The organism is Corynebacterium sp. ACRPZ (assembly GCF_022346205.1).
GTDB classification, from domain to species: domain Bacteria; phylum Actinomycetota; class Actinomycetes; order Mycobacteriales; family Mycobacteriaceae; genus Corynebacterium; species Corynebacterium lehmanniae.
Window position 1 is genome coordinate 15,777 of the sequence record NZ_JAKRMR010000003.1, and the last position, 23,030, is coordinate 38,806.

General features: G+C 65.0%; 16 protein-coding genes. 11 read left to right on the top strand and 5 right to left on the bottom strand.

Features of this window, described 5'->3' with window-relative positions:
* Positions 1-8 precede the first annotated feature (8 nt).
* From MHX64_RS02655 to MHX64_RS02675, 5 genes are all read left to right on the top strand, one after another.
* A complete protein-coding gene (locus MHX64_RS02655) occupies positions 9-1,631 on the top strand; it encodes an ABC transporter substrate-binding protein (protein ID WP_239355842.1) in 1,623 nt (540 codons plus the stop codon).
* A 17-nt stretch (positions 1,632-1,648) separates the two neighbouring features.
* Complete coding sequence (locus MHX64_RS02660) at positions 1,649-2,224, top strand: adenine phosphoribosyltransferase (RefSeq protein WP_239355841.1); 576 nt, start codon at positions 1,649-1,651, stop codon at positions 2,222-2,224.
* Positions 2,225-2,271: 47 nt separating this feature from the next.
* Positions 2,272-4,548 (top strand): bifunctional (p)ppGpp synthetase/guanosine-3',5'-bis(diphosphate) 3'-pyrophosphohydrolase, encoded by a 2,277-nt coding sequence (locus MHX64_RS02665; protein ID WP_239355840.1) that lies wholly within the window; start codon positions 2,272-2,274, stop codon positions 4,546-4,548.
* A gap of 185 nt (positions 4,549-4,733) precedes the next feature.
* Positions 4,734-6,932, top strand: coding sequence for a bifunctional UDP-sugar hydrolase/5'-nucleotidase (locus MHX64_RS02670; protein WP_239306394.1), 2,199 nt, complete (start codon positions 4,734-4,736; stop codon positions 6,930-6,932).
* A gap of 192 nt (positions 6,933-7,124) precedes the next feature.
* Positions 7,125-8,882 (top strand): IS3 family transposase, encoded by a 1,758-nt coding sequence (locus tag MHX64_RS02675; protein ID WP_239406318.1) that lies wholly within the window; start codon positions 7,125-7,127, stop codon positions 8,880-8,882.
* A 131-nt stretch (positions 8,883-9,013) separates the two neighbouring features.
* Here MHX64_RS02675 and MHX64_RS02680 read toward each other — a convergent pair whose 3' ends face one another.
* Together MHX64_RS02680 and MHX64_RS02685 are read right to left on the bottom strand one after the other, a co-directional pair.
* On the bottom strand, positions 9,014-9,313 hold the full coding sequence (locus MHX64_RS02680; protein WP_070843972.1) for a hypothetical protein: 300 nt from the start codon (positions 9,311-9,313) through the stop codon (positions 9,014-9,016).
* Positions 9,314-9,454: 141 nt separating this feature from the next.
* Complete coding sequence (locus MHX64_RS02685) at positions 9,455-10,414, bottom strand: peptidylprolyl isomerase (RefSeq protein ID WP_239355837.1); 960 nt, start codon at positions 10,412-10,414, stop codon at positions 9,455-9,457.
* Positions 10,415-10,519: 105 nt separating this feature from the next.
* Between MHX64_RS02685 and MHX64_RS02690 the strand changes: the two genes are divergently transcribed.
* Together MHX64_RS02690 and hisS are read left to right on the top strand one after the other, a co-directional pair.
* A complete protein-coding gene (locus MHX64_RS02690; RefSeq protein WP_239355836.1) occupies positions 10,520-11,155 on the top strand; it encodes an MBL fold metallo-hydrolase in 636 nt (211 codons plus the stop codon).
* 48 nt (positions 11,156-11,203) lie between these two features.
* Positions 11,204-12,490: a histidine--tRNA ligase gene (gene hisS, locus MHX64_RS02695; protein ID WP_239355835.1), complete on the top strand. Its 1,287-nt coding sequence runs from the start codon at positions 11,204-11,206 to the stop codon at positions 12,488-12,490.
* Positions 12,491-12,493: 3 nt separating this feature from the next.
* Here the strand turns inward: hisS and MHX64_RS02700 are convergent, their stop codons facing one another.
* The 3 genes from MHX64_RS02700 to MHX64_RS02710 are packed head-to-tail and all read right to left on the bottom strand — an operon-like array spanning position 12,494 to position 15,642.
* Entirely contained in the window at positions 12,494-13,888 is a 1,395-nt protein-coding gene (locus MHX64_RS02700) for an L-serine ammonia-lyase (protein ID WP_239355834.1), read from the bottom strand.
* Positions 13,889-13,942: 54 nt separating this feature from the next.
* The gene (locus MHX64_RS02705; protein WP_239355833.1) at positions 13,943-14,665 is read right to left on the bottom strand and encodes a CBS domain-containing protein; all 723 of its coding nucleotides are present in this window, start codon (positions 14,663-14,665) and stop codon (positions 13,943-13,945) included.
* A gap of 53 nt (positions 14,666-14,718) precedes the next feature.
* Positions 14,719-15,642: a neutral zinc metallopeptidase gene (locus MHX64_RS02710; protein ID WP_239355832.1), complete on the bottom strand. Its 924-nt coding sequence runs from the start codon at positions 15,640-15,642 to the stop codon at positions 14,719-14,721.
* A 157-nt stretch (positions 15,643-15,799) separates the two neighbouring features.
* On the opposite strand from MHX64_RS02710, the gene aspS reads away from it, so the two are divergent.
* The 4 genes from aspS (at position 15,800) to alaS (ending at position 23,000) form a co-directional block, all read left to right on the top strand.
* Complete coding sequence (gene aspS / locus MHX64_RS02715; protein WP_239355831.1) at positions 15,800-17,620, top strand: aspartate--tRNA ligase; 1,821 nt, start codon at positions 15,800-15,802, stop codon at positions 17,618-17,620.
* 7 nt (positions 17,621-17,627) lie between these two features.
* Positions 17,628-18,890: a phosphotransferase gene (locus tag MHX64_RS02720; protein ID WP_181888520.1), complete on the top strand. Its 1,263-nt coding sequence runs from the start codon at positions 17,628-17,630 to the stop codon at positions 18,888-18,890.
* 11 nt (positions 18,891-18,901) lie between these two features.
* Complete coding sequence (locus MHX64_RS02725) at positions 18,902-20,263, top strand: replication-associated recombination protein A (protein ID WP_239355830.1); 1,362 nt, start codon at positions 18,902-18,904, stop codon at positions 20,261-20,263.
* Positions 20,264-20,336: 73 nt separating this feature from the next.
* Positions 20,337-23,000, top strand: a complete 2,664-nt coding sequence (alaS, locus tag MHX64_RS02730; RefSeq protein WP_239355829.1) for an alanine--tRNA ligase — start codon at positions 20,337-20,339, stop codon at positions 22,998-23,000.
* The last annotated feature ends 30 nt before the right edge of the window (positions 23,001-23,030 follow it).

Genomic DNA, 23,030 nt, shown 5'->3' on the forward strand with positions numbered 1-23,030 from the left:
GCACGCACATGGCAGGACGTTTCATACGGGGACTAGCCGCGGTTGCCGCCGCGGCGATCGGTTGTGCCTCGCTCGCAGCGTGCGGCTCGGCAGACAACGACGACAACCAGTCGAAAAAGCTGTTCGGCTACCAGGTACTCGGTGAACTGCGCACCACCAACGCCGGCACGCTCGAGGGCGCCACCGACATGGCTGAGGTGCTATCTGGTCGTTTGTACCCGGGTGTGTACGTGCCGGGCCCGAGCGGGCAGATGATCCCGAACACGGATTTGGTCACCACCCAGGTGCTGCCGAGTGATCAGCGCAAGGTGATCTACACCTTGTCCGACGCCGCGGTTTTTTCCGACGGCACGCCGGTGACTTGCTCCGACTACTTGCTCACGTTCACAGCCGGGCATTACCCGGGCATGTTCGGATCGCACATGCCGCTTTTCGACGACACGGAAGCGCTGTCGTGCACCCCAGGCGCCAAAGAATTCACTTTGACGTTCAAGGAGAAGCGGGGCGCACGCTGGCGCGGATTGTTCGACGCCGGCACGGTGCTGCCAGCCCACGCCGTGGCCGCGAAGCTGGACAAGAGCGTTGAGGAGCTCGACCACGACTTGCAGTCTGGCGATTTCTCCCTGCTCAAACCAATTGCCAATGTGTGGCGCCACGGCTTCAGCCTCTCCGAGTTCGACCCCGATCTGCAGGTGTCCTTCGGCCCCTTCAAGATCGCTGAGGTAGGAGAGCGCGGTGAGGTGACGCTAGTCGCTAACGAGCACTATTACGGCGACGCGCCGCAGACTTCAGAAATGGTTGTCTGGCCCGGGTCCGCTGACTCCGGAGAACTGGCGGCGGACGAGGCGCTGCGCATCGGCGATCTGCGCGAGACCTCCCCGGCATGGCACAACGTCAACGCCGAAGGCAACCGGCTCAGCGTTGACACCCAGATCGGCGAGCTGACTGAGGCGTTGACGTTCCCGGAGATCGGCATGTGGGCGATCCCCGAGAACCGCCAGGCGTTTGCCAAGTGCGTGGACCCGCGTGCCGTCGCTAAGGCATCCAGCGGTGTCGCCGGCCTCGACGTGCCCGTCGCACCGCTGCACGTGCTGCAGCACGCTGACCCACTGGCGGCGCGCCTCAACGACGTCGCAGCCCCCAATCTCGACGTGGACATCGAAGCCGCGTCTGCGCTTTCGGGCACAGAGATTCGCATCGGCTACCCCTACCCGGATGCGCGGTTCGCCGCGATGGTGGAGTCCATCCGCCGCACCTGCGAGCCCGCCGGTATCACGGTCACTGACGTGACCGAGGGCGGTAAAACGCTTGCGGACTTGCCTCGGGCGGAGTACGACGAATGGGGCACCGAGACCTGGATCGACGGCGCCGCCGATGTGATCCTGCACGCCACGGACCCGATGCGGGAGTTCCCGTCCGCGAACAACCGCGCCCAGGAACTCGGCGCCCTGCGCGCGCAGGAAGGTCACCTGTGGAAGCAGCTGCCGTCCATTCCGCTGGCCGCACAGCCCCGCACCTTCGCGGTGGACGGTGCAGTGCGTAACGTGGTGCCGTACACGGGTCTTGCCGGCATCGGCTGGAACATGGACCGGTGGCAGCTGAACACAGAGACAACCCCGGCCGAGAAGTAACAGGAGAATCCAAACCAATGGCCCCCACACCCATCGACGGCAACCGCTACGCCACCGCCGCTGACGCCCTGAAGGACAAGATCCGCCAGGTGCAGGACTTTCCGGAAGAGGGAGTCCTGTTCGAAGACCTCACACCGGTGCTCGCGGACCCGGCGGCGCTGAACATCGTCATCGCGGAAATGGCCACCGCCAGCCGCAAGCTTGGCGCGGATCTCGTCGGCGGTTTGGACGCGCGCGGGTTCCTGCTCGGCTCTGCTGTGGCGTATGAGCTCGGCACCGGCATCTTGGCCATCCGCAAGAAGGGCAAGCTGCCGCCGCCGGTGATCACGCAGGAGTACACCACCGAATACAGCTCGGCCGCACTGGAGATTCCGGCGGACGGCGTGGACATCAGCGGCAAGAGCATCGTGCTTGTGGACGACGTGCTGGCCACCGGCGGCACCCTCGTCGCCGCCCGCGACCTGATAGAGCGCGCCGGCGGCACCGTCGCAGGCTATGTGGTCGTTCTTGAGGTGGCGGGCCTCGGCGGGCGCAGCAAGCTTGGCGACGCTCCGCTGGTGGTCCTCGGCGAAGAGCACCCCGAGAAGGCGTAGGATTACCTTTTTAGTCGCTGGAGTAGTTCTGGAATCGGAGGCTGGGAATGACTGACAAGCCGGTGAAGAGGACAGGCCCCTCCGTGCGCAGCATGTCTGCCCGGCTAGCGCGCTCGTTGACGGGCAACAGCCGCTCCAAGACAAACCCAGTGCTAGACCCGCTGCTGTCGCTTCACCGCAAGTTCCACCCGAAGGCGGACGCGGAGCTGCTCGACCGCGCCTACTCCACCGCGGAGCGCCTGCACGAGGGCGTGTTCCGCAAGTCGGGCGATCCGTACATCACGCACCCGCTGGCGGTTGCGACCATCTGTGCCGAAATTGGCATGGACACCACCACGCTGGTGGCGGCGCTTTTACACGACACGGTGGAGGACACCGATTACTCGTTGGACGACCTCACCCGCGACTTCGGGCCCGAGGTAGCCAAGCTGGTCAACGGCGTAACCAAGCTGGACAAGGTCGCCCTCGGTGCGGCGGCCGAGGCGGAGACGATCCGCAAGATGATCGTCGCCATGGCGGAAGATCCGCGCGTGCTGGTGATCAAGGTGGCGGACCGCCTGCACAACATGCGCACGATGCGCTTTTTGCCGCCGGAGAAACAGGCGAAAAAGGCGCAGGAAACACTTGACGTCATCGCCCCGCTGGCGCACCGCTTGGGCATGGCCAGCGTGAAGTGGGAACTGGAAGACTTGGCCTTTGCCATCCTGCAGCCGAAGAAGTACGAGGAGATCGTTCGCATGGTTGCGGACCATGCGCCGTCGCGCGACAGGGCGCTGCGGGAGATCACCGAGGTGCTGCAGCGCGAGCTCGCATCCAACGGCATCACAGCCGAGGTGATGGGCCGGCCGAAGCACTACTGGTCCATCTACCAGAAGATGTCCGTTCGGGGCCACGACTTCAACGAGATCTTCGACCTCGTGGGCATGCGCGTGCTGGTGGACACCGTCAACGACTGCTACGCGGCCATCGGCGTGGTCCACTCCCTGTATTCCGTGATGCCGGGCCGGTTTAAGGACTACATCTCCAACCCGCGCTTCGGTGTGTACCAGTCGCTGCACACGACTGTGATGACGCAGACGGGCCGCCCGCTCGAGGTGCAGGTGCGCACCCACGAAATGCACTACAACGCTGAGTTCGGTGTTGCGGCGCACTGGCGCTACAAGGAGACGAAGGGCTCGCATAAGGGCGACCAGTCCGAGGTGGACCAGATGGCGTGGATGCGCCAGCTGCTGGACTGGCAGAAGGAGGCTGCGGACCCGAACGAGTTTCTGGATTCTCTGCGCTACGACCTGACCAGCCAGCAGATCTTCGCCTTCACCCCGAAGGGCGACGTGGTGGACCTGCCTGCCGGGTCCACGCCGGTGGACTTCGCGTATGCGGTGCACACCGAGGTCGGCCACCGCTGCATCGGCGCCAAAGTCAACGGCAAGCTGGTCACGCTGGAAACCGAGCTCAAGTCCGGCGACCGGGTGGAGATTTTCACCTCCAAGGACCAGAACGCGGGCCCGTCGCGCGACTGGCAGGACTTCGTTGTCTCCCCGCGCGCAAAAGCGAAGATCCGCCAGTGGTTTGCCAAGGAGCGCCGCGAAGAGCAGCTTGAGGCCGGCCGCGACGCGCTCGCCGCAGAAGTGCAGCGCGGCGGGCTGCCCATGCACCGCCTGTTCACCAACGAGTCGATGCGGCAGGTGGCCACGCGACTGCACTACCAGGACGTGGACGCGCTGTACACCGCTATCGGTGCCGGCAACGTTTCCTCCCAGCACGTCGCGCACCTGCTCATGGACATGTTCGGCGGCGACGACGATGCCGTCGATGCGCTCACCGCGCGCACCCCGATGTCGGCTTTGGTGCGCCCGCAGGCCAGCGGCGACGGCCCCGCGATCCTGGTGGAGGGCAGCCCGGATGTGATGGCGAAGCTGGCCAAGTGCTGCCAGCCTGTGCCAGGCGACGCCATCTTCGGTTTTGTCACCCGCGGCGGGGGAGTGTCGGTGCACCGCACGGATTGCACGAACGCCAACAAGCTCAAGGGCGAGCCGGAGCGCCTGGTGGACGTCGAGTGGGCGAACCAGCGCTCGCACAAGAGCGCGTCGCGAGCCACGATCCAGCTGGAGGCGCTGGACCGCAACGGCCTGCTCACGGAGACCACCGGGGTGCTCTCGGAGGCGAAGCTGCCAATTTTAGCAATGTCGTCCCAGGCGGGCGAAGACCGCATCGCCACGATCCGTTTGACCATCGAGGTCTCCGACATCAAGCAGCTGGGGTCCATCATGAATCAGATCCGCAACATCGAGGGAGTCTTTGACGTCTATCGCGTCACTGCTTAACGACGACCAAAGGTCCCCCTCACCCTCCACCAAGCCGACGTTAAGGTGTCCAACAGATGAAATGTTGGTGCACGCGGGGTTATCTTCCCAGCGCAGACAGTCGTGTGGCGGGAAGTTGCGCTGCGGAGTGGAGGAGTAAGGGATACAAGGGAGGGACACCATCCCCCGACACCGAGGAGTCTCCCGTGTTTGATTTCCGTCGCGCTGGCGCCCTGATCGCCGCAACCACCACGACCGCAGTTGTGCTCACCGCAGCACCGTTCGCTGCAGCAGCTGAGGCTGACCAGGTCACCATCAACGTCGCCAACATCACCGACTTCCACGGTCGCCTGAAGTACAACCCGTCCACGACCACGGTGAAGGACGCCGCAGGCAACCCGGTCCTCGACGAGAATGGCAAGGAAGTCAAGGAAATCACCCCGAAGGCCGGCGACGAGATGGGTGCCGCCAATGTCGCGGGCATCATGAACTACCTGCGTGAGCAGAACCCGAACACCATCGTCACCACCTCCGGTGACAACCAGGGTGGCTCGGCGTTCGTTTCCTTCATCTCCGACGACAAGTACACGATGGACTTCATCAAAGCCATCGGCACCGACGGCTCCGCTGTGGGCAACCACGAGTTCGATAAGGGCTACCAGGACCTGATCGACCGCATCGTTCCGGGCACCAATGACAAGCAGCTCGGCGCGAACATCTTCGTTGATGGCGAGCAACCGGTGAAGCCGTACACCATCGTGGAGAAGGAGGGCGTGAAGGTTGCCCTGGTGGGCACGACCTCCAACCTCACCCCGGAAAAGTCCAGCCCGGCCAACGTTGCGGGTGTGAAGTTCACGGATTCCGCCGAGCAGGTCAACGTCGAGGCCAAGAAGCTCAAGGAGTCCGGCAAGGCTGACCTCGTCATCGCTCTGATTCACGATCCGGCCCACACCAGCGCACCGAAGCTCGACGCGAAGTACGTCGATTTCGTATTCGGTGGCGATGACCACATCAAGCGCCTGGAGCTCGACCGCGACGGCAAGGTTCCGTACGCGCAGTCCCACGAGTACGGCAAGGTCGTCACCGATATTGCTTTCACCTACGATAAGGCCGAGAAGAAGCTCGTCGAGGTCGACGGTCGCCAGATCGAGGCGTCGCAGCTCGAGGAGCTCGGCATCACCCCTGATGCCGAGGTTGAGAAGATCGTTGCAGAGGCAGACAAGATTGCCAGCGAGCTCGGCCAGAAGGTCGTCGCCAACATCGCCGCCGACTTCAAGCGTGGCTCCAATCCGGAGGATAAGCCAGGCTCCAACCGCGGCACCGAGTCCACCGCGAACAACATGCTGGCGCAGTCCGCCGTCGCTGCGCTTTCCGCATTCCTCGACACCGAGATCGACTTCGGTGTGATGAACGCCGGCGGTGTTCGTGCGGACCTGACCAAGGGCGATGTGACCTACGAACAGGCCGCCACCGTCCAGCCGTTCGGCAACAACATCGCTGTTGCCAAGCTGTCCGGCGCCGCCATCAAGGAAGCGTTGGAGAATCAGTGGCAGACCCCGGAGGTTGCAGCAAAGTCGGGTCGCCCGCGTCTGGACATGGGCCTGTCCGACAACGTGTCCTACACGTACAACCCGAACGCTGAGCGTGGCAACCGCATCCTGGACATCCAGATCAACGGCGAGTCCGTGGATCCGGAGAAGGACTACACCGTTGCAGCGTCGACCTTCCTGCTCGACGGTGGCGACGCCCTGATCAACGCTGACGAAGTCCGCGACCGCAACGATGTGGGCTACAACGATCTGCAGGCATTTGTGGACTACCTGCAGACCGGCGACGCCCAGGTCCGTGAGGGCCAAAAGGACGTCGGCGTGGTGCTCCCGGAGGGCGGTCTGAAGGCTGGCCAGAAGAACACCATCGAGCTGACCTCCCTGAGCTACTCCTCCGAGGGCGAGGCGCAGGCTGAGACCGTCACCGCGAAGGTGGGCGAGGCAACGGCTACCGCCGACGTCGACAACGCGGTCACCGACGCCGACAAGGGCTTAGGCGAGCAGGGCCGCGCAAAGATTGAGCTGGAGATCCCGGCGGGCGTGTCCGGCGAGCAGACCCTGGAGATCACCACCGACAAAGGCACCAAGGTGTCCTTGCCGGTAACTGTTGCCGAGGCTGAAAAGCCGGCTCCGGAAGAGAAGCCGACCGAGGAGCAGAAGCCGGCTCCGGAAGAGAAGCCGACCGAGGAGCAGAAGCCGACCGAGGAGCAAAGCTCCGCTTCTTCCTCCTCCGACGCTCCGATTGGCGTCATTCTCGGCATCATCGCCGCTGTCCTGGCTCTCGTGCTGCCGCTGGCGCTGGCGTTCCCGATTGACTCCGTGCTTGGCCCGATCGCGCTGCTGAACAACAACAAGTAGGACGAGCACGATCCTGACCTGATAGAGGCTGCACGCGACAACGCCGCCGTTTCCCGCGAGGGGGAGCGGCGGCGTCGCCGTTGGCGCGGTCGTGGGGCTGGAACGAAAAGAACCGGCTACCTAGAGCCGGTTACCCTGCGAAAAGGGAGCGCGGACAAAAAGTTGGAGTGTTGGGGGCTGGAAGGTATTCCGATGCCCGCAGGTTTTCCATCTGATATCCGCGTTGGTGCGGTTGAGAGGTTTTTGGCTGGGTTGTCTGCCCGTGAGGTCTGCGACTGGGCTGAACACGCGTGTGGTCGCCGACCGTCGGTGGCGACGGTCGGCAACTGGGTTGCGGCCAAGCGTCGTGGCCAGAGCTTGGACGGTACGCGACGCGCCTACGACGCTGAGACCATCGCAAAAGTTGTCGCACGCAGATTGACCTCGCAGGCGACAGTGCGTGACATTGCCGTGGAGTTCGATGTCCACGACACCGCGGCACTGACCTGGACGAAGCGGTATTGGCCCGACGATGACGAACGCGATTCGGCAGCGTCGATGACATTCGACGAGGCCTATGCGGCGACAATGGAACGCGTGAGCAAACACCGCAAAGTCCAACGCAACCATCAGCAGCAGCGAGTCGATGAGGCAGCCGATGCGAAGAAACCACCCCGGCCAGTCAACGAGTGGCTGCCAGGGCCTGGGCCGATAGACGATATCGCTGATTTACCCAGTGACATGGACGAGCTGAAAAAGCTCGTTGTTGAGATGCGCGACCGGGAAACGGTCAAAGACGCCATTATCCAAGTGCTCATGAGCGACGGTGAGCCACGGGGAAAAGGCAACGTCCGCGACGGTGAGTCGCGGGGAAAAGACGACGTCCGTGACGGGGAGCTGTCCACCGCGGCGAAAGCCGCTGTGGTGGTTGCCCTCACGGACGCCCACGGGTTTTCCATCGCCAAAGCATGCGCGGTTGTCGGGATTGCGCAGTCGACGTTTTACTACCACCGACACACCCACACGCAGGTAGTGCAACAGCGCGAACAGCGCCACGCTGCACTTAAACCATTGATCTTGCAGGCGGCAGCCGAATCCGGGCAAAGCTACGGCTACCGGCGCATCCACGCCTGGCTGAAGATCATGGGGCATACGGTGTCGGAAAAGATCGTGCGCACCCTCATGCAAGAGCTTGGGTGCCGCCCGCTGGCGAAAGCGTCGGGCAAATACTCCTCCTACACCGGTGAAACCGACCACAAACCGGCAAACCTGCTGCTGATCACCCCAACCAGCAACAGCGACGATGACGGGGATGCGGATGTGGATGTGGCCCGGCCGGTTGTTGCACCGTCGCAGTACTTCATCGACCACGCCGACGCTCAGGGGCTGACCCACGATTTCCACGCGGATGCCCCGTGGGAGAAAATCGGCACCGACGTCACCGAAATCCACTGCCCAGACGGCAAACTATTCCTGTCGGCAGCGATCGATTTCTACGACGGGATGCCGATTGCGGTCACCATGTCGACGTCGCCGAATCACGACCTGGTCGCTGAAATGATCGCGCGAATCGACGAGGTCAAACCAGACGGTGCGCAACCGATTATCCATTCCGATCGTGGTGGGCTCTACCGCAGTGAACGCTGGGTCAGTCTGATTACCGACCACACCCACAACATCTTGGATTGCCCCGACTGCGAGGCCGATACATGGTGCGGCAACCGGTGGCGCTACATCCCGTCACTGTCACGCAAGGCCACCAGCGGCGACAACGCGCGCACCGAAGGCTTCTTCGGCACGATGAAACAAGAACTGCTCAAAGGCAGGCCTGTGGTGTCAACGATGACGGTGGCGCAGATGCGCGACTATATTGACACCTACATCGACTTCTACATCCACAGACGATTGAAGTCGACACTCGGCGACGGCTACACCACCATCGCCGAACACCGACAAGCACTGAGTGCATAACAACGAGACAAAGTCCCCCAAACGCACTCCAAAAATTTGTCCGTATCCCCATTTTCGCTGGTAGCCGGTAGTAGGTAGCCGGTTGTGTTTTGCGCAGCGGCGCGAGTGTGCCCCGTGCGAGAACGCGGCGCCTAACGCGCGAACTTAGACGCGATGGACAGCACCTGGGTGAGCATGCCGATGATCGCGGTGACCACGGCGATCCAGCTCTTCAGCTCCTCCGGGCTCATGTCCTCGATAGAGGAGCCCTCTTCACTCGAGGAGGACAGGCTGTCCTTGATGGTCCTCTTGTCGGAGTCCTTGCCGCCGGAGTCCTTGGACTTGCTCTCTGCGGTGTCGTTGACCGTCGGAGCTGCGTCGGCGACTGCGGCGCCAGAAACCATGACCGCGGTGGCGGTTGCTGCCGCTGCAAGGCTGGTGCGAAGCTTCATCGAATTTTCCTCACTCGTAAAAATGTGTGTGCTTCTCGGAATGCTAATGGGTGCGCTGGTGCCGCGCTACCTTGAACGGCAACTCTGAGGCGATTCCCAGAGCTACGCCACTCGAGCGGGCTGAAGCGTTACTCCACGCTGCTACTTCACGGTCGCCTTCTTGATACGGACCTCGTCTGCCGGGGCGCCGTCCTGTTCGCCGCCCTCGACGCCGGCCTCGGCAATCTTGTCCAAGGTGGAAAGGCCTTCGTCGTCGATGTGGCCGAAGTAGGTGTACAGCGGCGGCAGCACGGAGTCGCCGTAGTTGAGGAAGAACTGGGAGCCGTTGGTGTCCACGCCGGCGTTCGCCATAGCGATGGTGCCGCGGTCGTAACGCTGCGGCTGGCTGTTCTGCTGCAGCATCATCGTCTTGGCCTGCATCATCTCTTCCTCGGACGCGCCTTCGGGGATGCCCGCCTCAGACAGGTCGATGCCCTCGAGCGCCTGGTCGGTGGGCAGCTCGTTTGCGAACTGGAAGCCCGGGCCGCCGGCGCCGGTGCCGGCGCGGTCGCCGCACTGCAGCACCTTCAGGCCGTCGCCGGTGGTCAAGCGGTGGCAGACAGTGTCGTTGTAGAAGCCTTCCTCGGCGAGGTACTCGACGGCGTTGACGGTGCACGGGGAGGCCGCACGGTCCAGCTCCATGCCGATGGGGCCCTGGTTGGTGTCCAGCTCGACGGTGACGGTGCCCTCGGTGGACACACCCTCGGTCTTCGGGGTGCCGACACCGTCGCCGCCTTGCTCCTGGGCCTCGTTGTAGGTGCAGTTCACCGTCGCCGGCAGCGCCTGCTCGCGCTTGGTGGCGATCGGCTCGAACTTCGACGAGTCGAACGGCTCCTGCTCCTCGGTGGTGGCCTCGGACGCGGCGGTGGATTCGGAGGCGGCGAGGTCCTCGCCGCTGTCGTTGTTGGCCGCGAAGTAGATGCCGCCGCCGATCAGCGCGATGACGGCCGCGGAGATCGCCGCCACCGACCACGGGCGGGACTTCTCCTTGCGGTCGCGCGAATCCAGCTCGCTCTTCAGGTGGGACAGGGCTTCCTTGCCGCGCTTTTCGTTCGATGCCACTGGGGTTTACACCTCGCCAATTTGTCGGGATGGGCGGAGTAGACGTCGATAAGCATCCGCCCTTGAACGGCTAGAAAGCCTATCAGCACCGTTATAGTGGCCAGCATGAGAATCGCCGGTTTCGCAGCAGGACCTTTTCAAACCAACTGCTATGTCGTAGCCAACGGGGATCGCGCGTTTGTGATCGATCCGGGGCTGGGTGCGCATGAAGCGGTGAGCCAGATAGTGCAGGAGCAGGGGCTGACCGTGGAGGCGGTGGTGCTCACGCACGGCCACATCGACCACATCCGCGACGCCGCCGCGTTCGGGGTGGAGACGTTTGTCCACCCAGCGGACGCGTTCATGCTGCTGCGCGGCGAGGGGGTGAGCGAGCAGGCGCGCCAGCTTTACGACGCCTCCGCCATGCCCCCAATCGACAATCCGACGCCACTTGAGGACGGGCAGACTCTGCAGGTCGCGGGCGTGGAGATGCGCGTCGTGCACGCACCGGGCCACTCGCCGGGCTGTGTGATGCTTGTTGCCGACGACGTGGTCTTCTCTGGCGATGTGCTGTTCCGCGGGTCTATCGGCCGTACGGACCTGCCGGATTCGGACCCGGAGCAGATGCGCCAGTCCCTCCGCGGTCCGGTGTGGGACCTGGCCGACGAGCTGCAGGTGCTGCCCGGCCACGGCCCGGCTACGACGGTGGCGCAGGAGCGCGCAACCAACCCGTACCTGCGCCAGGCCAACGCGGACCGCTAAACGGGTACTCGCTCCGGGCGGGGGAGGGCTGGACTAGACTTGCCCGGTGTGAGCGAGAACAAGAACGACCAGTTTCAGAAGCTTTCCGCCCCGAAAGGTGTGCCGGATTACGCGCCGCCGCAATCGGCGGCGTTTATCCATGTGCGCGACGAGTTTGCCCGCCAGGCACGCATCGCCGGCTACCAACACATCGAGCTGCCGGTGTTCGAGGACACGACGCTCTTCGCCCGCGGTGTGGGCGAGTCCACCGACGTGGTGAGCAAGGAGATGTACACCTTCGAGGACCGCGGCGGCCGCTCCGTCACGCTACGGCCGGAGGGAACTGCCGGCGTGATGCGCGCGTTTATCGAGCACAACATGGACCGTGGCTACCTGCCGGTGAAGCTGAACTACTACGGCCCGTTCTTCCGCTACGAGCGCCCCCAGGCCGGCCGGTACCGCCAGCTGCAGCAGGTGGGCGTTGAGGCCATCGGCATGGACGATCCGTTGCTGGACGCTGAGGTCATCGCGCTGGCGGACCGCAGCTACCGCGCCATCGGCTTAAGCGGGTTCCGTCTGGAGCTGACCAGCCTCGGCGACAGGAACTGCCGCCCGGCGTACCGGGAGAAGCTGCAGGAGTTCCTCTTCGACCTGCCGTTGGATGAGGAGACCCGCAAACGCGCAGAGCTCAACCCGCTGCGCGTGCTGGACGATAAGCGCGAAGAGGTCCGGGAGATGACCGCGGATGCGCCGCTGATGCTGGACCACCTCTGCGACGAGTGCCGTGCCCACTTCGGGGCCGTCACCGCGGCGCTGGACAGCTTCGGCGTGCCGTACGTGATCAACCCCCGTATGGTGCGCGGGCTGGACTACTACACCAAGACCACCTTCGAGTTCGTCCACGACGGTCTGGGCGCGCAGTCCGGCATTGGCGGCGGCGGCCGCTACGACGGCCTGATGGCCCAGATCGGCGGCCCGGACCTGTCCGGCATCGGCTACGGCCTCGGCGTGGACCGCGCTGTGCTCGCGCTCGAGGCGGAAGGCGTGGAGTTGGACGAGGCGGCCCACCGCGTGGACGTCTTCGGCATCGCGATCGGCGACGAGGCTCGCGTGAAGATGAGCAAACTTATCGACGAGCTCCGCGCCGCCGGCGTGTCCGCCGACATGTCCTACGGGCAGCGCGGGCTCAAGGGCTCGATGAAGGGCGCCGACCGCGCCGGTGCGAGGTACGCGCTCGTGCTCGGCGAGCGTGAGCTAGAAGCCGGCGAGGTGGCGGTGAAGAACCTCGCGGAGCACTCCCAGGAGTCTGTGGAGCTCTCTGTCCAGGCGGTGACTCAGGCGGTCACGGGAGCCTAGTTACTAGCACTCGGTGATGTTCACCGGCAGGCCCAACTGCACCGCCAGGCCGCCCATGGACGTCTCCTTGTACTGCGTCATCATGTCGCGGCCGGTGGCGGCCATGGTCTCCACCACGTCATCGAGGGTGACGATGTTGGTGCCGTCGCCCAGCTTGGCCAGGCGCGCCGCGTTGATGGCCTTCACGCCGCCGATGGCGTTGCGCTCGATGCAGGGCACCTGCACGAGGCCGCCGACGGGGTCGCAGGTCAGCCCTAGGTTGTGCTCGAGGGCAATCTCGGCGGCGTTTTCCACCTGGGCAGGCGTGCCTCCGAGGGCGGCGCACATGCCTGCGGCAGCCATGGAAGACGCGGAGCCGACCTCGCCCTGGCAACCGACCTCAGCGCCGGAAATCGACGCGTTGGTCTTGATGATCGAGCCGACCGCGCCGGCAGTGAGCAAAAATTCGCGGGCGCGCTCGACGGTGAAATCGTCGGTGAAGTCGCGGCAGTAGTGCATCACCGCGGGGATGATGCCGGCCGCGCCGTTCGTTGGCGCGGTGACAACCTGGCCGTGCGCGGCGTTTTCCTCGTTGACAGCCAACGCGTAGAGGTTGACCCACTCCATTGCGTCCAGCCCGCGCGCAGTGGAAGCTTCGTATTCGGCGGTGAGCAGGCGGTGGAGGCGGTTCGCGCGCCGCTTGACGTTCAACCCGCCGGACAGCGTGCCATCCGTCTTCAAGCCATGTGCGACGCATTCCTGCATCACGTTCCACACCGCGTCCAGGTGAGCGTCGAGCTTCTCGCTGCCGTGGATGGACTCCTCGTTGGCGCGCATGATCTCTGCGATGGTCAGGCCGGTCTCCTCGCAACGCTGCATGAGCTCGGCCGCGGTGTCAAAGGGGTAAGGCACAGACGGGATGTCGCGCGCCGCGGCGACGCCGGATTCGTCGCGGTGCGCTTCCATCTCCCAGCGGTCCTGAATAAACCCGCCGCCGACGGAGTAGTAGTCCTCGCGCTCTGCGAGCACGTTGCCGTCTGCATCCCACGCGTCGAAAATGAGGCAGTTCGGATGTGCGGCGACAGGAGCAGGGTCAAACCTGAGCTCGTATTCAACGGTGCCGATGGGCCCGGAAACGGTGCCGGTGGAGGGAATCGGCTCACCCGGCTTCGGCGCAATATCGGCAGACGTGGTGGTGGGGGTGTAGCCGACTAGGCCCAAGAGGGCAGCGCGGTCGGTGCCGTGGCCGACGCCGGTGGCTGCCAGGGAGCCGCGCAATTCAACAAGCACCTTGGCTGGGTAGGTGTCGAGTTTGTCAATGAATGCTTGGGCCGCGCGCATCGGGCCCACAGTGTGGGACGACGAGGGGCCGATACCAATACTGAACAGGTCGACAACGCTCACAAAGTTTGCAGACATGCCGGGGATACTACAGCACGAAAAGGTGCGCGGCGCCACAGGAAAAGCGGTGTTTTACGCTTCCTGGGCGAGGGCCGGAATGTCGGTCGCACCGAGCACCGACAGCGGCTTCTGAGTGGGCTTTCCGTGCTCTGTGATGATGGCGAGGCGGGGGACCGCGCCGGAGGCAAGCGGTGTGCTCAGCGCCTCGACCGCAGCTGCGGCGGTGACGGTGCGCGGCAGAAAAATCGGCTGATCCAATTTTCCGCTGTGGTCGAGCACCTCGGCCACGGTGCCTGCCGCAATCGTGTCGTCGTCACGCAGCTCAGCCGCCAGCCACCGCGCAATCGCGTTGGTGGTGAGCAAACCGACGCACTCGCCACCGTCGTAGACCGGGAACTGGGCGAGCCCTTGCGAGGCGATGGTGTCCAACGGCTCGTGGATGTCGGTGTCGGGGGAGAAGGTGACCACCTGCTGGTGCTCAATGACGTCTAAGGCCAGCGTCGGGGCGAGCAGGGAATCCCGGATCCGCTCGATCTCAGCGACAGTTTCCGGCAGCGGCTCGGCGATCGGGCGCAGGTTGTCGTACTCGCCGTGGCTGATCGCGTTGCGCAGATCCGCGAACTCCTGCAGCGTCTCAGACTGCTCGAGCGTGATGACTCCCTTCTTCGCCGCCAGCCTGGCCATCCAGGAAAACGAATCGGACCGTTTGGCATCGAGTTCACTGCGCAAGAACTTCTCAATGGTGTTGAACGCAGCAAGAAACGGCACGGCGCGGTTGGGCTCAGCATTGCTCATGCCGGCCACTGTAGCGCCGTGCCGTTTCGAAAGCGGTGCGGAACAGAGGCGGTTTAGCTCTTGTACACGCCGCGGTTGAGCGTGTCGCAGGACGACATCTGGCCGGATTCGTAGCCGGACTTGAACGCCTGCATGCGCTGCTCGGAGGAGCCGTGGGTCCACGCGTCCGGATCGACCTCGCCGCCGGAGCGCTTCTGAATGTTGTCGTCGCCGATGGACTGCGCGGATTGCAGAGCCTGCTGCAGCTGCTCGTCGGTGATCGGCTCCAGAGCGGCGTTGTCACCCTTGGAGGCGTGGTGCGCCCACAGGCCCGCGTAGCAGTCGGCCTGCAGCTCGATTGCCACCGCGGCGGAATCCTGGCCCGGATTCTTGTAGTCGCTTAGGCCGAGGGTGCCCTCAAGGTTCTGGATGTGGTGGCCGTACTCGTGCGCGGTGGCGTACTCCTGCGCCAGCGGTCCGTTAGAGCCGCCGAGCTGCGACAGCTGGTCGAAGAAGCTCACGTCCAGATAGGCGGTTTTGTCTTGCGGGCAGTAGAACGGGCCGGTGTCCGAACTGGCGTAACCGCAACCAGAGTTCACGCTGCCCTTGAAGATGGTCATTTCCGGTTTGGTGAACTGGGTGCCGGACTGCGCCGGCAAAATATCTGCCCAGATGGTGTTCAGTGACCCCATCGTTGCGGCTGCCCGGCAGTCGTCGTACTCGTTGGAGGAACCTGCTTCCTGGCAGTGCTCCAGGGAGTATTCGCCCTGGGACTGCGACTGGGAGTCGCCCCCTCCGCCGAGAATGCCGTCAAACGCGCCGCTGAAGTACAGCAGCGCCAGCAGGACCAAAATGATGGTTCCGCCGCCGCCTCCGCGCAGCAGGAGCGGCAGCAACATCATCGCGCCGTTGCCTAAGCCGCCGCCTCCGCGGCCGCCGCCGGAGCTGGTATTGACGTTGCCGCCTTGGCCCTGTGCGTAATCGCCTCTGAAAGTCATGGCCAGAATTGTGCCAAATAACTAGGGCACGTGTGGGATCTGGGTCGGTTGGCGCCTGTGTCGCCCCATCAGCGAGAGGGGCCGGGCGCACTGCGACGAGACGGCGGGTAAACTTTTACAGGTTAGATTTGCCATCACGTGGAAGGACGTGGATACCTTGCTGCGCACTCACCTTGCGGGGAACCTGAATAAAGAACTGGACGGCCAAACTGTCACGCTCACCGGCTGGGTGGCCCGTCGTCGCGACCATGGCGGCGTGATCTTTATCGACCTGCGCGATCGCTCTGGCTTGGCCCAGGTGGTCTTCCGCGAGTCCGAGGTGGCCGAGGCTGCGCACGACCTGCGCAGCGAGTACGTCATCCAGGTCACCGGCACCGTCGAGCCGCGCCCGGAGGGGTCCGCCAACCCGAATTTGGCCTCCGGCGAGATTGAGGTCAACGTCACCGACTTGAAGGTGCTCAACAAGGCTGCGGCCCTGCCGTTCCAGATCGAGGACGCTTCCTCCAGCGAGGTCGGCGAGGAAGCCCGCCTGCGCTACCGCTACCTGGACTTGCGCCGCGAGCGCCAGGCGAAGGCGATTCGTCTTCGCGCGAAGGCGAACCAGGCTGCCCGCCGCGTGCTGGACAGCCACGACTTCACTGAGATTGAAACGCCGACGCTGACCCGTTCCACTCCGGAGGGTGCACGCGACTTCCTGGTGCCGGCTCGTTTGAAGCCGGGCTCCTGGTACGCCCTGCCGCAGTCGCCGCAGCTGTTCAAGCAGCTGCTCATGGTGGCTGGCATGGAGCGCTACTACCAGCTGGCGCGCTGCTACCGCGACGAGGATTTCCGCGCGGACCGCCAGCCGGAGTTCACCCAGCTGGACGTTGAGGCCAGCTTCGTGGACCAAGACGACATCATCAAGCTCGCCGAGGAGATCTTGGTCGAGTTGTGGAAGCTGATCGGCTACGACATCCAGACGCCCATCCCGCGCATGACCTACAAGGAAGCGATGGAGAAGTACGGCTCCGACAAGCCGGACCTGCGCTTCGACATCCCGCTGGTGGAGTGCACCGAGTTCTTCAAGGACACCACCTTCCGCGTGTTCAAGGCCGAGTACGTTGGCGCTGTGGTCATGGACGGTGGCGCTTCCCAGCCGCGTCGCCAGCTCGACGCGTGGCAGGAGTGGGCGAAGCAGCGCGGCGCGAAGGGCCTGGCGTACATCCTCGTGCAGGAGGACGGCGAGCTGACCGGTCCGGTGGCCAAGAACATCACCGACGAGGAGAAGGCCGGCATTGCCGCGCACGTGGGCGCAAAGCCGGGCGACTGCATCTTCTTCGCGGCAGGTGAGACGAAGGCGTCCCGCGCGCTGCTGGGCGCAGCCCGCGGCGAGATCGCCCGCAAGCTGGACCTGATCAAGGACGGCGACTGGGCGTTCACCTGGGTCGTCGACGCGCCGCTGTTCGAGCCGGCCGCGGATGCGACGGCCTCCGGCGATGTCGCTCTCGGCCACTCCAAGTGGACCGCCGTCCACCACGCTTTCACCTCCCCGAAGCCGGAGTACCTGGACAACTTCGAGGAGAACCCGGGCGAGGCGCTCGCGTACGCCTACGACATTGTCTGTAACGGCAACGAGATCGGCGGCGGCTCCATCCGTATCCACGAGCACGACGTGCAGAAGCGCGTGTTCGAGGTCATGGGCATCACCGACGAGGAAGCGGACGAGAAGTTCGGCTTTCTGCTGGACGCGTTCCAGTACGGCGCCCCGCCGCACGGCGGCATCGCCTTCGGCTGGGACCGCATCGTGTCCCTACTCGGCGGCTTCGAGTCCATCCGCGACGTCATCGCCTTCCCGAAGTCGGGCGGCGGCGTCGATCCGCTGACGGATGCTCCGGCGCCGATCCCGGCGGAGCAGCGCAAGGAGACCGGCGTGGACTTCAAGCCGAAGAAGGACGCCGAAGCACAGGGCGGCGAGGCCGGGGCCGGCGACGAAAAGTAGGCCAGCGATGGGCGATACGCAGGAGATCATCCGCGCAGCCGCCGACATACTGACCAAGCGCTACGGCGGCGAGCAGCAGCTTGTCGACGTCGAAAGGCTCGACGGCTCAGGGCTTGCGGACGTGTTCCGGGCACGTGTTGTGAACAACCCGTTTTTCCAGCACCGCTCGGTGGTGGTGAAGCACTCGCCGGCTACCGGCGACGAGCTGGCGGATGCGGCGTTTCTGCGCGAGACGGTGGCGTACCAGTTCGCCACGTCGTTAAGCGAGGAAGTGCGCCCGGGCCCGGTGCTGCTGGGCTACGACACCGCGCAGCGCATCCTGATCATTTCGGATCTGGGTGACGGCCGCACGCTCGCGGACCTGCTGCAGGACGCGGACCCGGAAACCCACGTGGATCTCCTGCGCCGCCTTGGCCGCGCGCTGGGCAAAATGCACGCCGGTACCGCGGACGATGAAGACGCGTTCAACGTGCTGTTTCAGCGCATGACGCGTTCGCGGAAGAACTCGGCGAACCTGCAGCTTTTGCGTGACCGCCTGCTGTCGCACCGCATCCGTATCGGCGTGGAGTTCCTGGAGCGGGCTGGAATCGACATTCCTGGCGAGGTCCGCTTCGCCGCCACGAACGTGCTTACCCGGCTACTGCGCGGCGGGATGCGTGCGTTCACCCCGTTCGACTTGACGCCGGACAACATCATCCAAACCGGCAACTCGTTCCATTTCCTGGACTACGAGTGGGCGGGTTACAGGGACGTCACGTTCGATGTGGCGTTTGTGGTTGCCCGCTTCCCGGTGTTTCTCGCGGCGCAGCCGTTCAACGCCGCCGCCACCGAGGCGTTCATCGACGCGTGGGTGAGCGAGGTGCGCGGCATCTGGCCGAGCGTGGAGCACCCGGATACGTTGCAGGCGCGGATTACTGCGGGGCTCATCGGCTGGGCGATGAGTAGCGTGGCCATGCTGGATCCGGTGAGCCCAGCCGAGTTGGTGGAACACGACGCCAAGCTCAAGGAGGACTTCGAGGCCGCTGGCCTTGACGTGTCCGACCTGGGTCCGTTGGAAGCGAGCGCCGAAACCGAAGAACACTCTGCGGACTACGCCGGAGATGTGCTGCGGCCGCACTCGCAGGGGCCGTTTACCGCCGATGAGGCGCTGGTGCGCCGGGACTTGCGCGAGACGTTCGAGTCCCTCGCCGCGTTCGCGGGCACCGGCAAGGACCCCGCGTACCGCACGATAAGCGAGTTCGCGCAAACGCTGGCTGAGCGCTTGCGCTAAGAGAGGTGCGCGTGGAACAAGAGGGACTATTCGCTGCCGCAGGCGGCAACAACAGCCGCGGCGATTCCGGCAACCGCGGCACCGCCTTTTTTGAGGCTGGGGCGTCCGCGCCGTTGGCCGCGCGCATGCGGCCGCGGACCCTCGACGAGATCGCGGGCCAGCGCCACCTGCTCAGCGAGGGCAAACCGTTGCGCAGGCTTATCGACGGCTCCGGGGCCGCCTCCGTGATCCTCTACGGCCCGCCGGGGACCGGCAAGACCACGATCGCCTCGCTGATCGCGTCTGCGATGGGGCAGAACTTCGTCGCGCTCTCGGCGCTGTCTTCCGGCGTGAAAGAGGTGCGTGCCGTCATCGACGAGGCCCGCCGCGACCTGATCCGCGGGGAGAAGACGGTGCTGTTCATCGACGAGGTGCACCGCTTTTCCAAGACGCAGCAGGATGCGCTGCTCGCCGCCGTGGAAAACCGCACCGTGCTGCTCGTCGCGGCGACCACGGAAAACCCGAGCTTCAGCGTGGTTGCGCCGCTTTTGTCACGCTCGCTGCTGCTGAAGCTGGAGTCCCTCGACGCGGACGACTTGGGCAGGGTGCTCGACCGGGCGATGGCGGACGAGCGCGGATTCAACGGCGCATTCAAGCTTGACGACGCCGCACGGGACCAACTTGTCCTCCTCGCCGGCGGCGACGCACGCCGCGCGCTGACCTACTTGGAGGCCGCGGCCGAAGCGGTGCAGCCCGGGGAGACCATCACCGTCGACACAGTCAAAGAAAACGTCAACCGCGCGGTGGTGCGCTACGACCGGGACGGCGACCAGCACTACGACATCGTCAGCGCGTTCATCAAATCCATCCGCGGCTCCGACGTCGACGCCGCGCTGCACTACCTGGCGCGGATGATCGAGGCGGGGGAGGACCCACGCTTCATCGCGCGGCGCCTGGTCATCCACGCCTCCGAGGACATCGGCATGGCGGACCCGACCGCGCTACAGACCGCCAACGCTGCGGCGAACGCGGTGCAGTTCATCGGCATGCCCGAGGGAAGGCTTGCGCTCGCACAGGCGACAATCCACTTGGCCACGGCGCCGAAGTCGCCGTCGGTGATTCAGTCCATCGACCGCGCATTGGCGGACGTGCGCGCGGGCCACGCCCCGCCGGTGCCGGCGCACCTGCGCGACGGGCACTACGAAGGCGCGAAGGCCATGGGCAATGCGGTGGGCTATGTCTATCCCCATGATGATCCGTTGGGCGTCGTCAAGCAGCAGTACATGCCCGAGGGCCTCGAAGAGGCCGTCTACTACGAACCCACCGACCACGGCGCGGAGCGGCGGATTAAAGACTTCATCGGGCGGCTGCGTGCCCTCGTCCGCGGGCGGTGACACCGGGCGGCGTCCGGGCGCGGGGTAGAGTAAGCGCGGATAAAAACCGGCGCTGCTGAAAGGACAATCACGCGTGCAGACCCATGAGATCCGAGAGCGGTTCACCAACCACTTCGTCGAGGCCGGCCACACCCCGGTGCCCAGCGCTCCGCTGATTCTGGACGATCCGACGCTGCTGTTCGTCAACGCCGGCATGGTGCCGTTCAAGCCGTACTTTTTGGGCGACCAGACTCCGGATTTCGCAAACGGCACCGCCACATCCATCCAGAAGTGCGTGCGCACCCTGGACATCGAGGAAGTGGGCATCACCACCCGCCACAACACGTTTTTCCAGATGGCCGGCAACTTCTCCTTCGGCCAGTACTTCAAGGAAGGCGCGATCACGCACGCCTGGACCCTGCTCACCGGCGCTGTCGAGGACGGCGGGCTGGGCCTGGACCCGGAGCGCCTGTGGGTGACCGTCTACTTGGACGACGACGAGGCCGCCTCGATCTGGCGCGACAAGATCGGCATTCCGGAAGAGCGCATCCAGCGCATGGGCATGGAAGACAACTTCTGGTCCATGGGTATCCCCGGCCCCTGCGGCCCGTGCTCGGAGATCTACTACGACCGCGGCCCGGAATACGGCGTCGAGGGCGGCCCGGTCGCCGACGACAACCGCTACATGGAGATCTGGAACCTCGTGTTCATGGAGTCCATCCGCGGCGAGGGCGACAAGAAGGGCAACTTCGATATCGTCGGTGAGCTGCCGCAGAAGAACATCGATACCGGCATGGGCATCGAGCGCGTCGCCTGCCTGCTCCAGGGCGTGGACAACGTCTACGAGACCGACCTTCTGCGCCCCGTCATCGACGCCGCCGTCGAGCTGACGGGCGCGAAGTACGACGCCGGCAACAAGGACGACGACGTGCGCTTCCGCGTCGTCGCCGACCACGCGCGCACCGGCATGATGATCATCCTCGACGGCGTGACCCCGTCCAACGAGGGCCGCGGCTACATCCTGCGCCGCCTGCTGCGCCGCATCATCCGCTCCGCGCGCCTGCTGGGAGCGACCGGCCCGGTCATGGAGACGCTGATGAACACCATCATGGACACGATGACCCCGTCGTTCCCGGAGATCGACGACAACCGCGAGCGCATCTTGCGCGTGGCGGTAGCCGAGGAGAAGGCGTTCTCCAAGACACTTGAGGCGGGCACCTCGCGTTTCGACGAAGCCGCTTCCGCTGTTTCCGCGTCCGGTGCCAAGGTCCTGCCGGGCGCGCAGGCCTTTGAGCTGCACGACACCTACGGTTTCCCCATCGACCTGACCGTGGAGATGGCCCGCGAGGCCGGCCTGGATGTGGACATGGACGCCTTCAACGCCGCGATGAAGGAGCAGCGCGACCGCGCCAAGGCCGACAACAAGGCGAAGAAGCACCGCAACGTGGACGAGTCGCTCTACCGCGAGTGGGTGGACGCCAACCCGACCGAGTTCGTGGGCTACGACCAGCTCACCCACGACGCGAAGGTGATCGGCCTAGTGCGCGGCGGCGAGAAGGTCGGGGAGGTCTCCCAGGGCGACGAGGTCGAGGTCATCCTGGACGTGACCCCGATGTACGCCGAGTCCGGCGGACAAATGGCCGACCGCGGCCGCCTGCTCATGGGCGACACCATTCTCAACGTCAACGACGTGCAGCGAGTGGGCAAGAAGCTGTGGCTGCACAAGGCCACGGTGCAAAACGGCGGGCTCGATTTGGGCTCCACCGTCACCGCCGAGGTGGACGAGGCGTGGCGCCACGGCGCGCGCCAGGCGCACTCCGCGACCCACCTGATCCACGCCGCGATCCGCCAGGTGCTCGGCCCCACCGCAGTCCAGGCTGGTTCCTTGAACAAGCCGGGTTACCTGCGCTTCGACTTCAACTACACCGACCAGCTCACGGACGCGCAGCTCGAGGAAATCGCCACCATCACCAACCAGGCGGTGGACGCGGACTTCGCAGTCAACACGATTGAAACCTCTCTCGACCATGCGAAAGAAATGGGCGCGATGGCGCTGTTCGGCGAGAGCTACGGCGACACCGTGCGCGTGGTGGAGATCGGCGGGCCGTTCTCCATCGAGCTGTGCGGTGGCACTCACGTCGAGCACGCCTCGCAGATCGGCCCGGTGGCCGTCCTCGGCGAATCCTCCGTCGGCTCCGGCGCCCGCCGCATCGAAGCGTATTCCGGCATGGACTCCTTCAAGTTCCTGTCCAAGGAGGCCGCGCTTGCGTCCGGCCTTGCTGCGGAGCTGAAGGCCCCGACCGAGGAGCTGCCGGACCGCATCGCGCAGCTCACCGAGCGCCTGCGCGCGGCCGAGAAGGAGATTGAGAACCTGCACCGTCAGCAGCTTCTGGCGTCCACCGCAAACCTGGCGGATGAGGCGCAGACGGTCGGCGTGCACCGAGTCGTCGCAAAGCAGCTGCCCGAAGGCATCACCACCGGCGACCTGCGCACGATCGCCAACGACCTGCGCGGCAAGCTGCAGGCGGAAGACGCCGTGATCGTGCTGCTGTCCCAGGTGGACGGCAAGGTGTCGCTGGCCGCCGCGGCGACGCCGCAGGCCGTTCAGTCCGGCGTGAAGGCCGGCGACCTGGTCAAGCTGATCGGCCAGTACGTCGACGGCAAGGGCGGCGGAAAGCCGGACCTGGCGCAGGGCACCGGCGCAAACCCGGTCGGAATCGAGGACGCGCTGCGCGCAGTGCGTGAGTCGCTCGCCTGACAACCAGCGCTGTAATGCGTGACACGCCGA

Coding starts and splice junctions, on each gene's coding strand:
- MHX64_RS02700 (WP_239355834.1), bottom strand. CDS start 13,888: ATGTCTGCAAACTTTGTGAGCGTTGTCGACCTGTTCAGTATTGGTATC.
- MHX64_RS02655 (WP_239355842.1), top strand. CDS start 9: ATGGCAGGACGTTTCATACGGGGACTAGCCGCGGTTGCCGCCGCGGCG.
- MHX64_RS02720 (WP_181888520.1), top strand. CDS start 17,628: ATGGGCGATACGCAGGAGATCATCCGCGCAGCCGCCGACATACTGACC.
- MHX64_RS02705 (WP_239355833.1), bottom strand. CDS start 14,665: ATGAGCAATGCTGAGCCCAACCGCGCCGTGCCGTTTCTTGCTGCGTTC.
- MHX64_RS02675 (WP_239406318.1), top strand. CDS start 7,125: ATGCCCGCAGGTTTTCCATCTGATATCCGCGTTGGTGCGGTTGAGAGG.
- MHX64_RS02665 (WP_239355840.1), top strand. CDS start 2,272: ATGACTGACAAGCCGGTGAAGAGGACAGGCCCCTCCGTGCGCAGCATG.
- MHX64_RS02690 (WP_239355836.1), top strand. CDS start 10,520: ATGAGAATCGCCGGTTTCGCAGCAGGACCTTTTCAAACCAACTGCTAT.
- MHX64_RS02660 (WP_239355841.1), top strand. CDS start 1,649: ATGGCCCCCACACCCATCGACGGCAACCGCTACGCCACCGCCGCTGAC.
- MHX64_RS02680 (WP_070843972.1), bottom strand. CDS start 9,313: ATGAAGCTTCGCACCAGCCTTGCAGCGGCAGCAACCGCCACCGCGGTC.
- MHX64_RS02710 (WP_239355832.1), bottom strand. CDS start 15,642: ATGACTTTCAGAGGCGATTACGCACAGGGCCAAGGCGGCAACGTCAAT.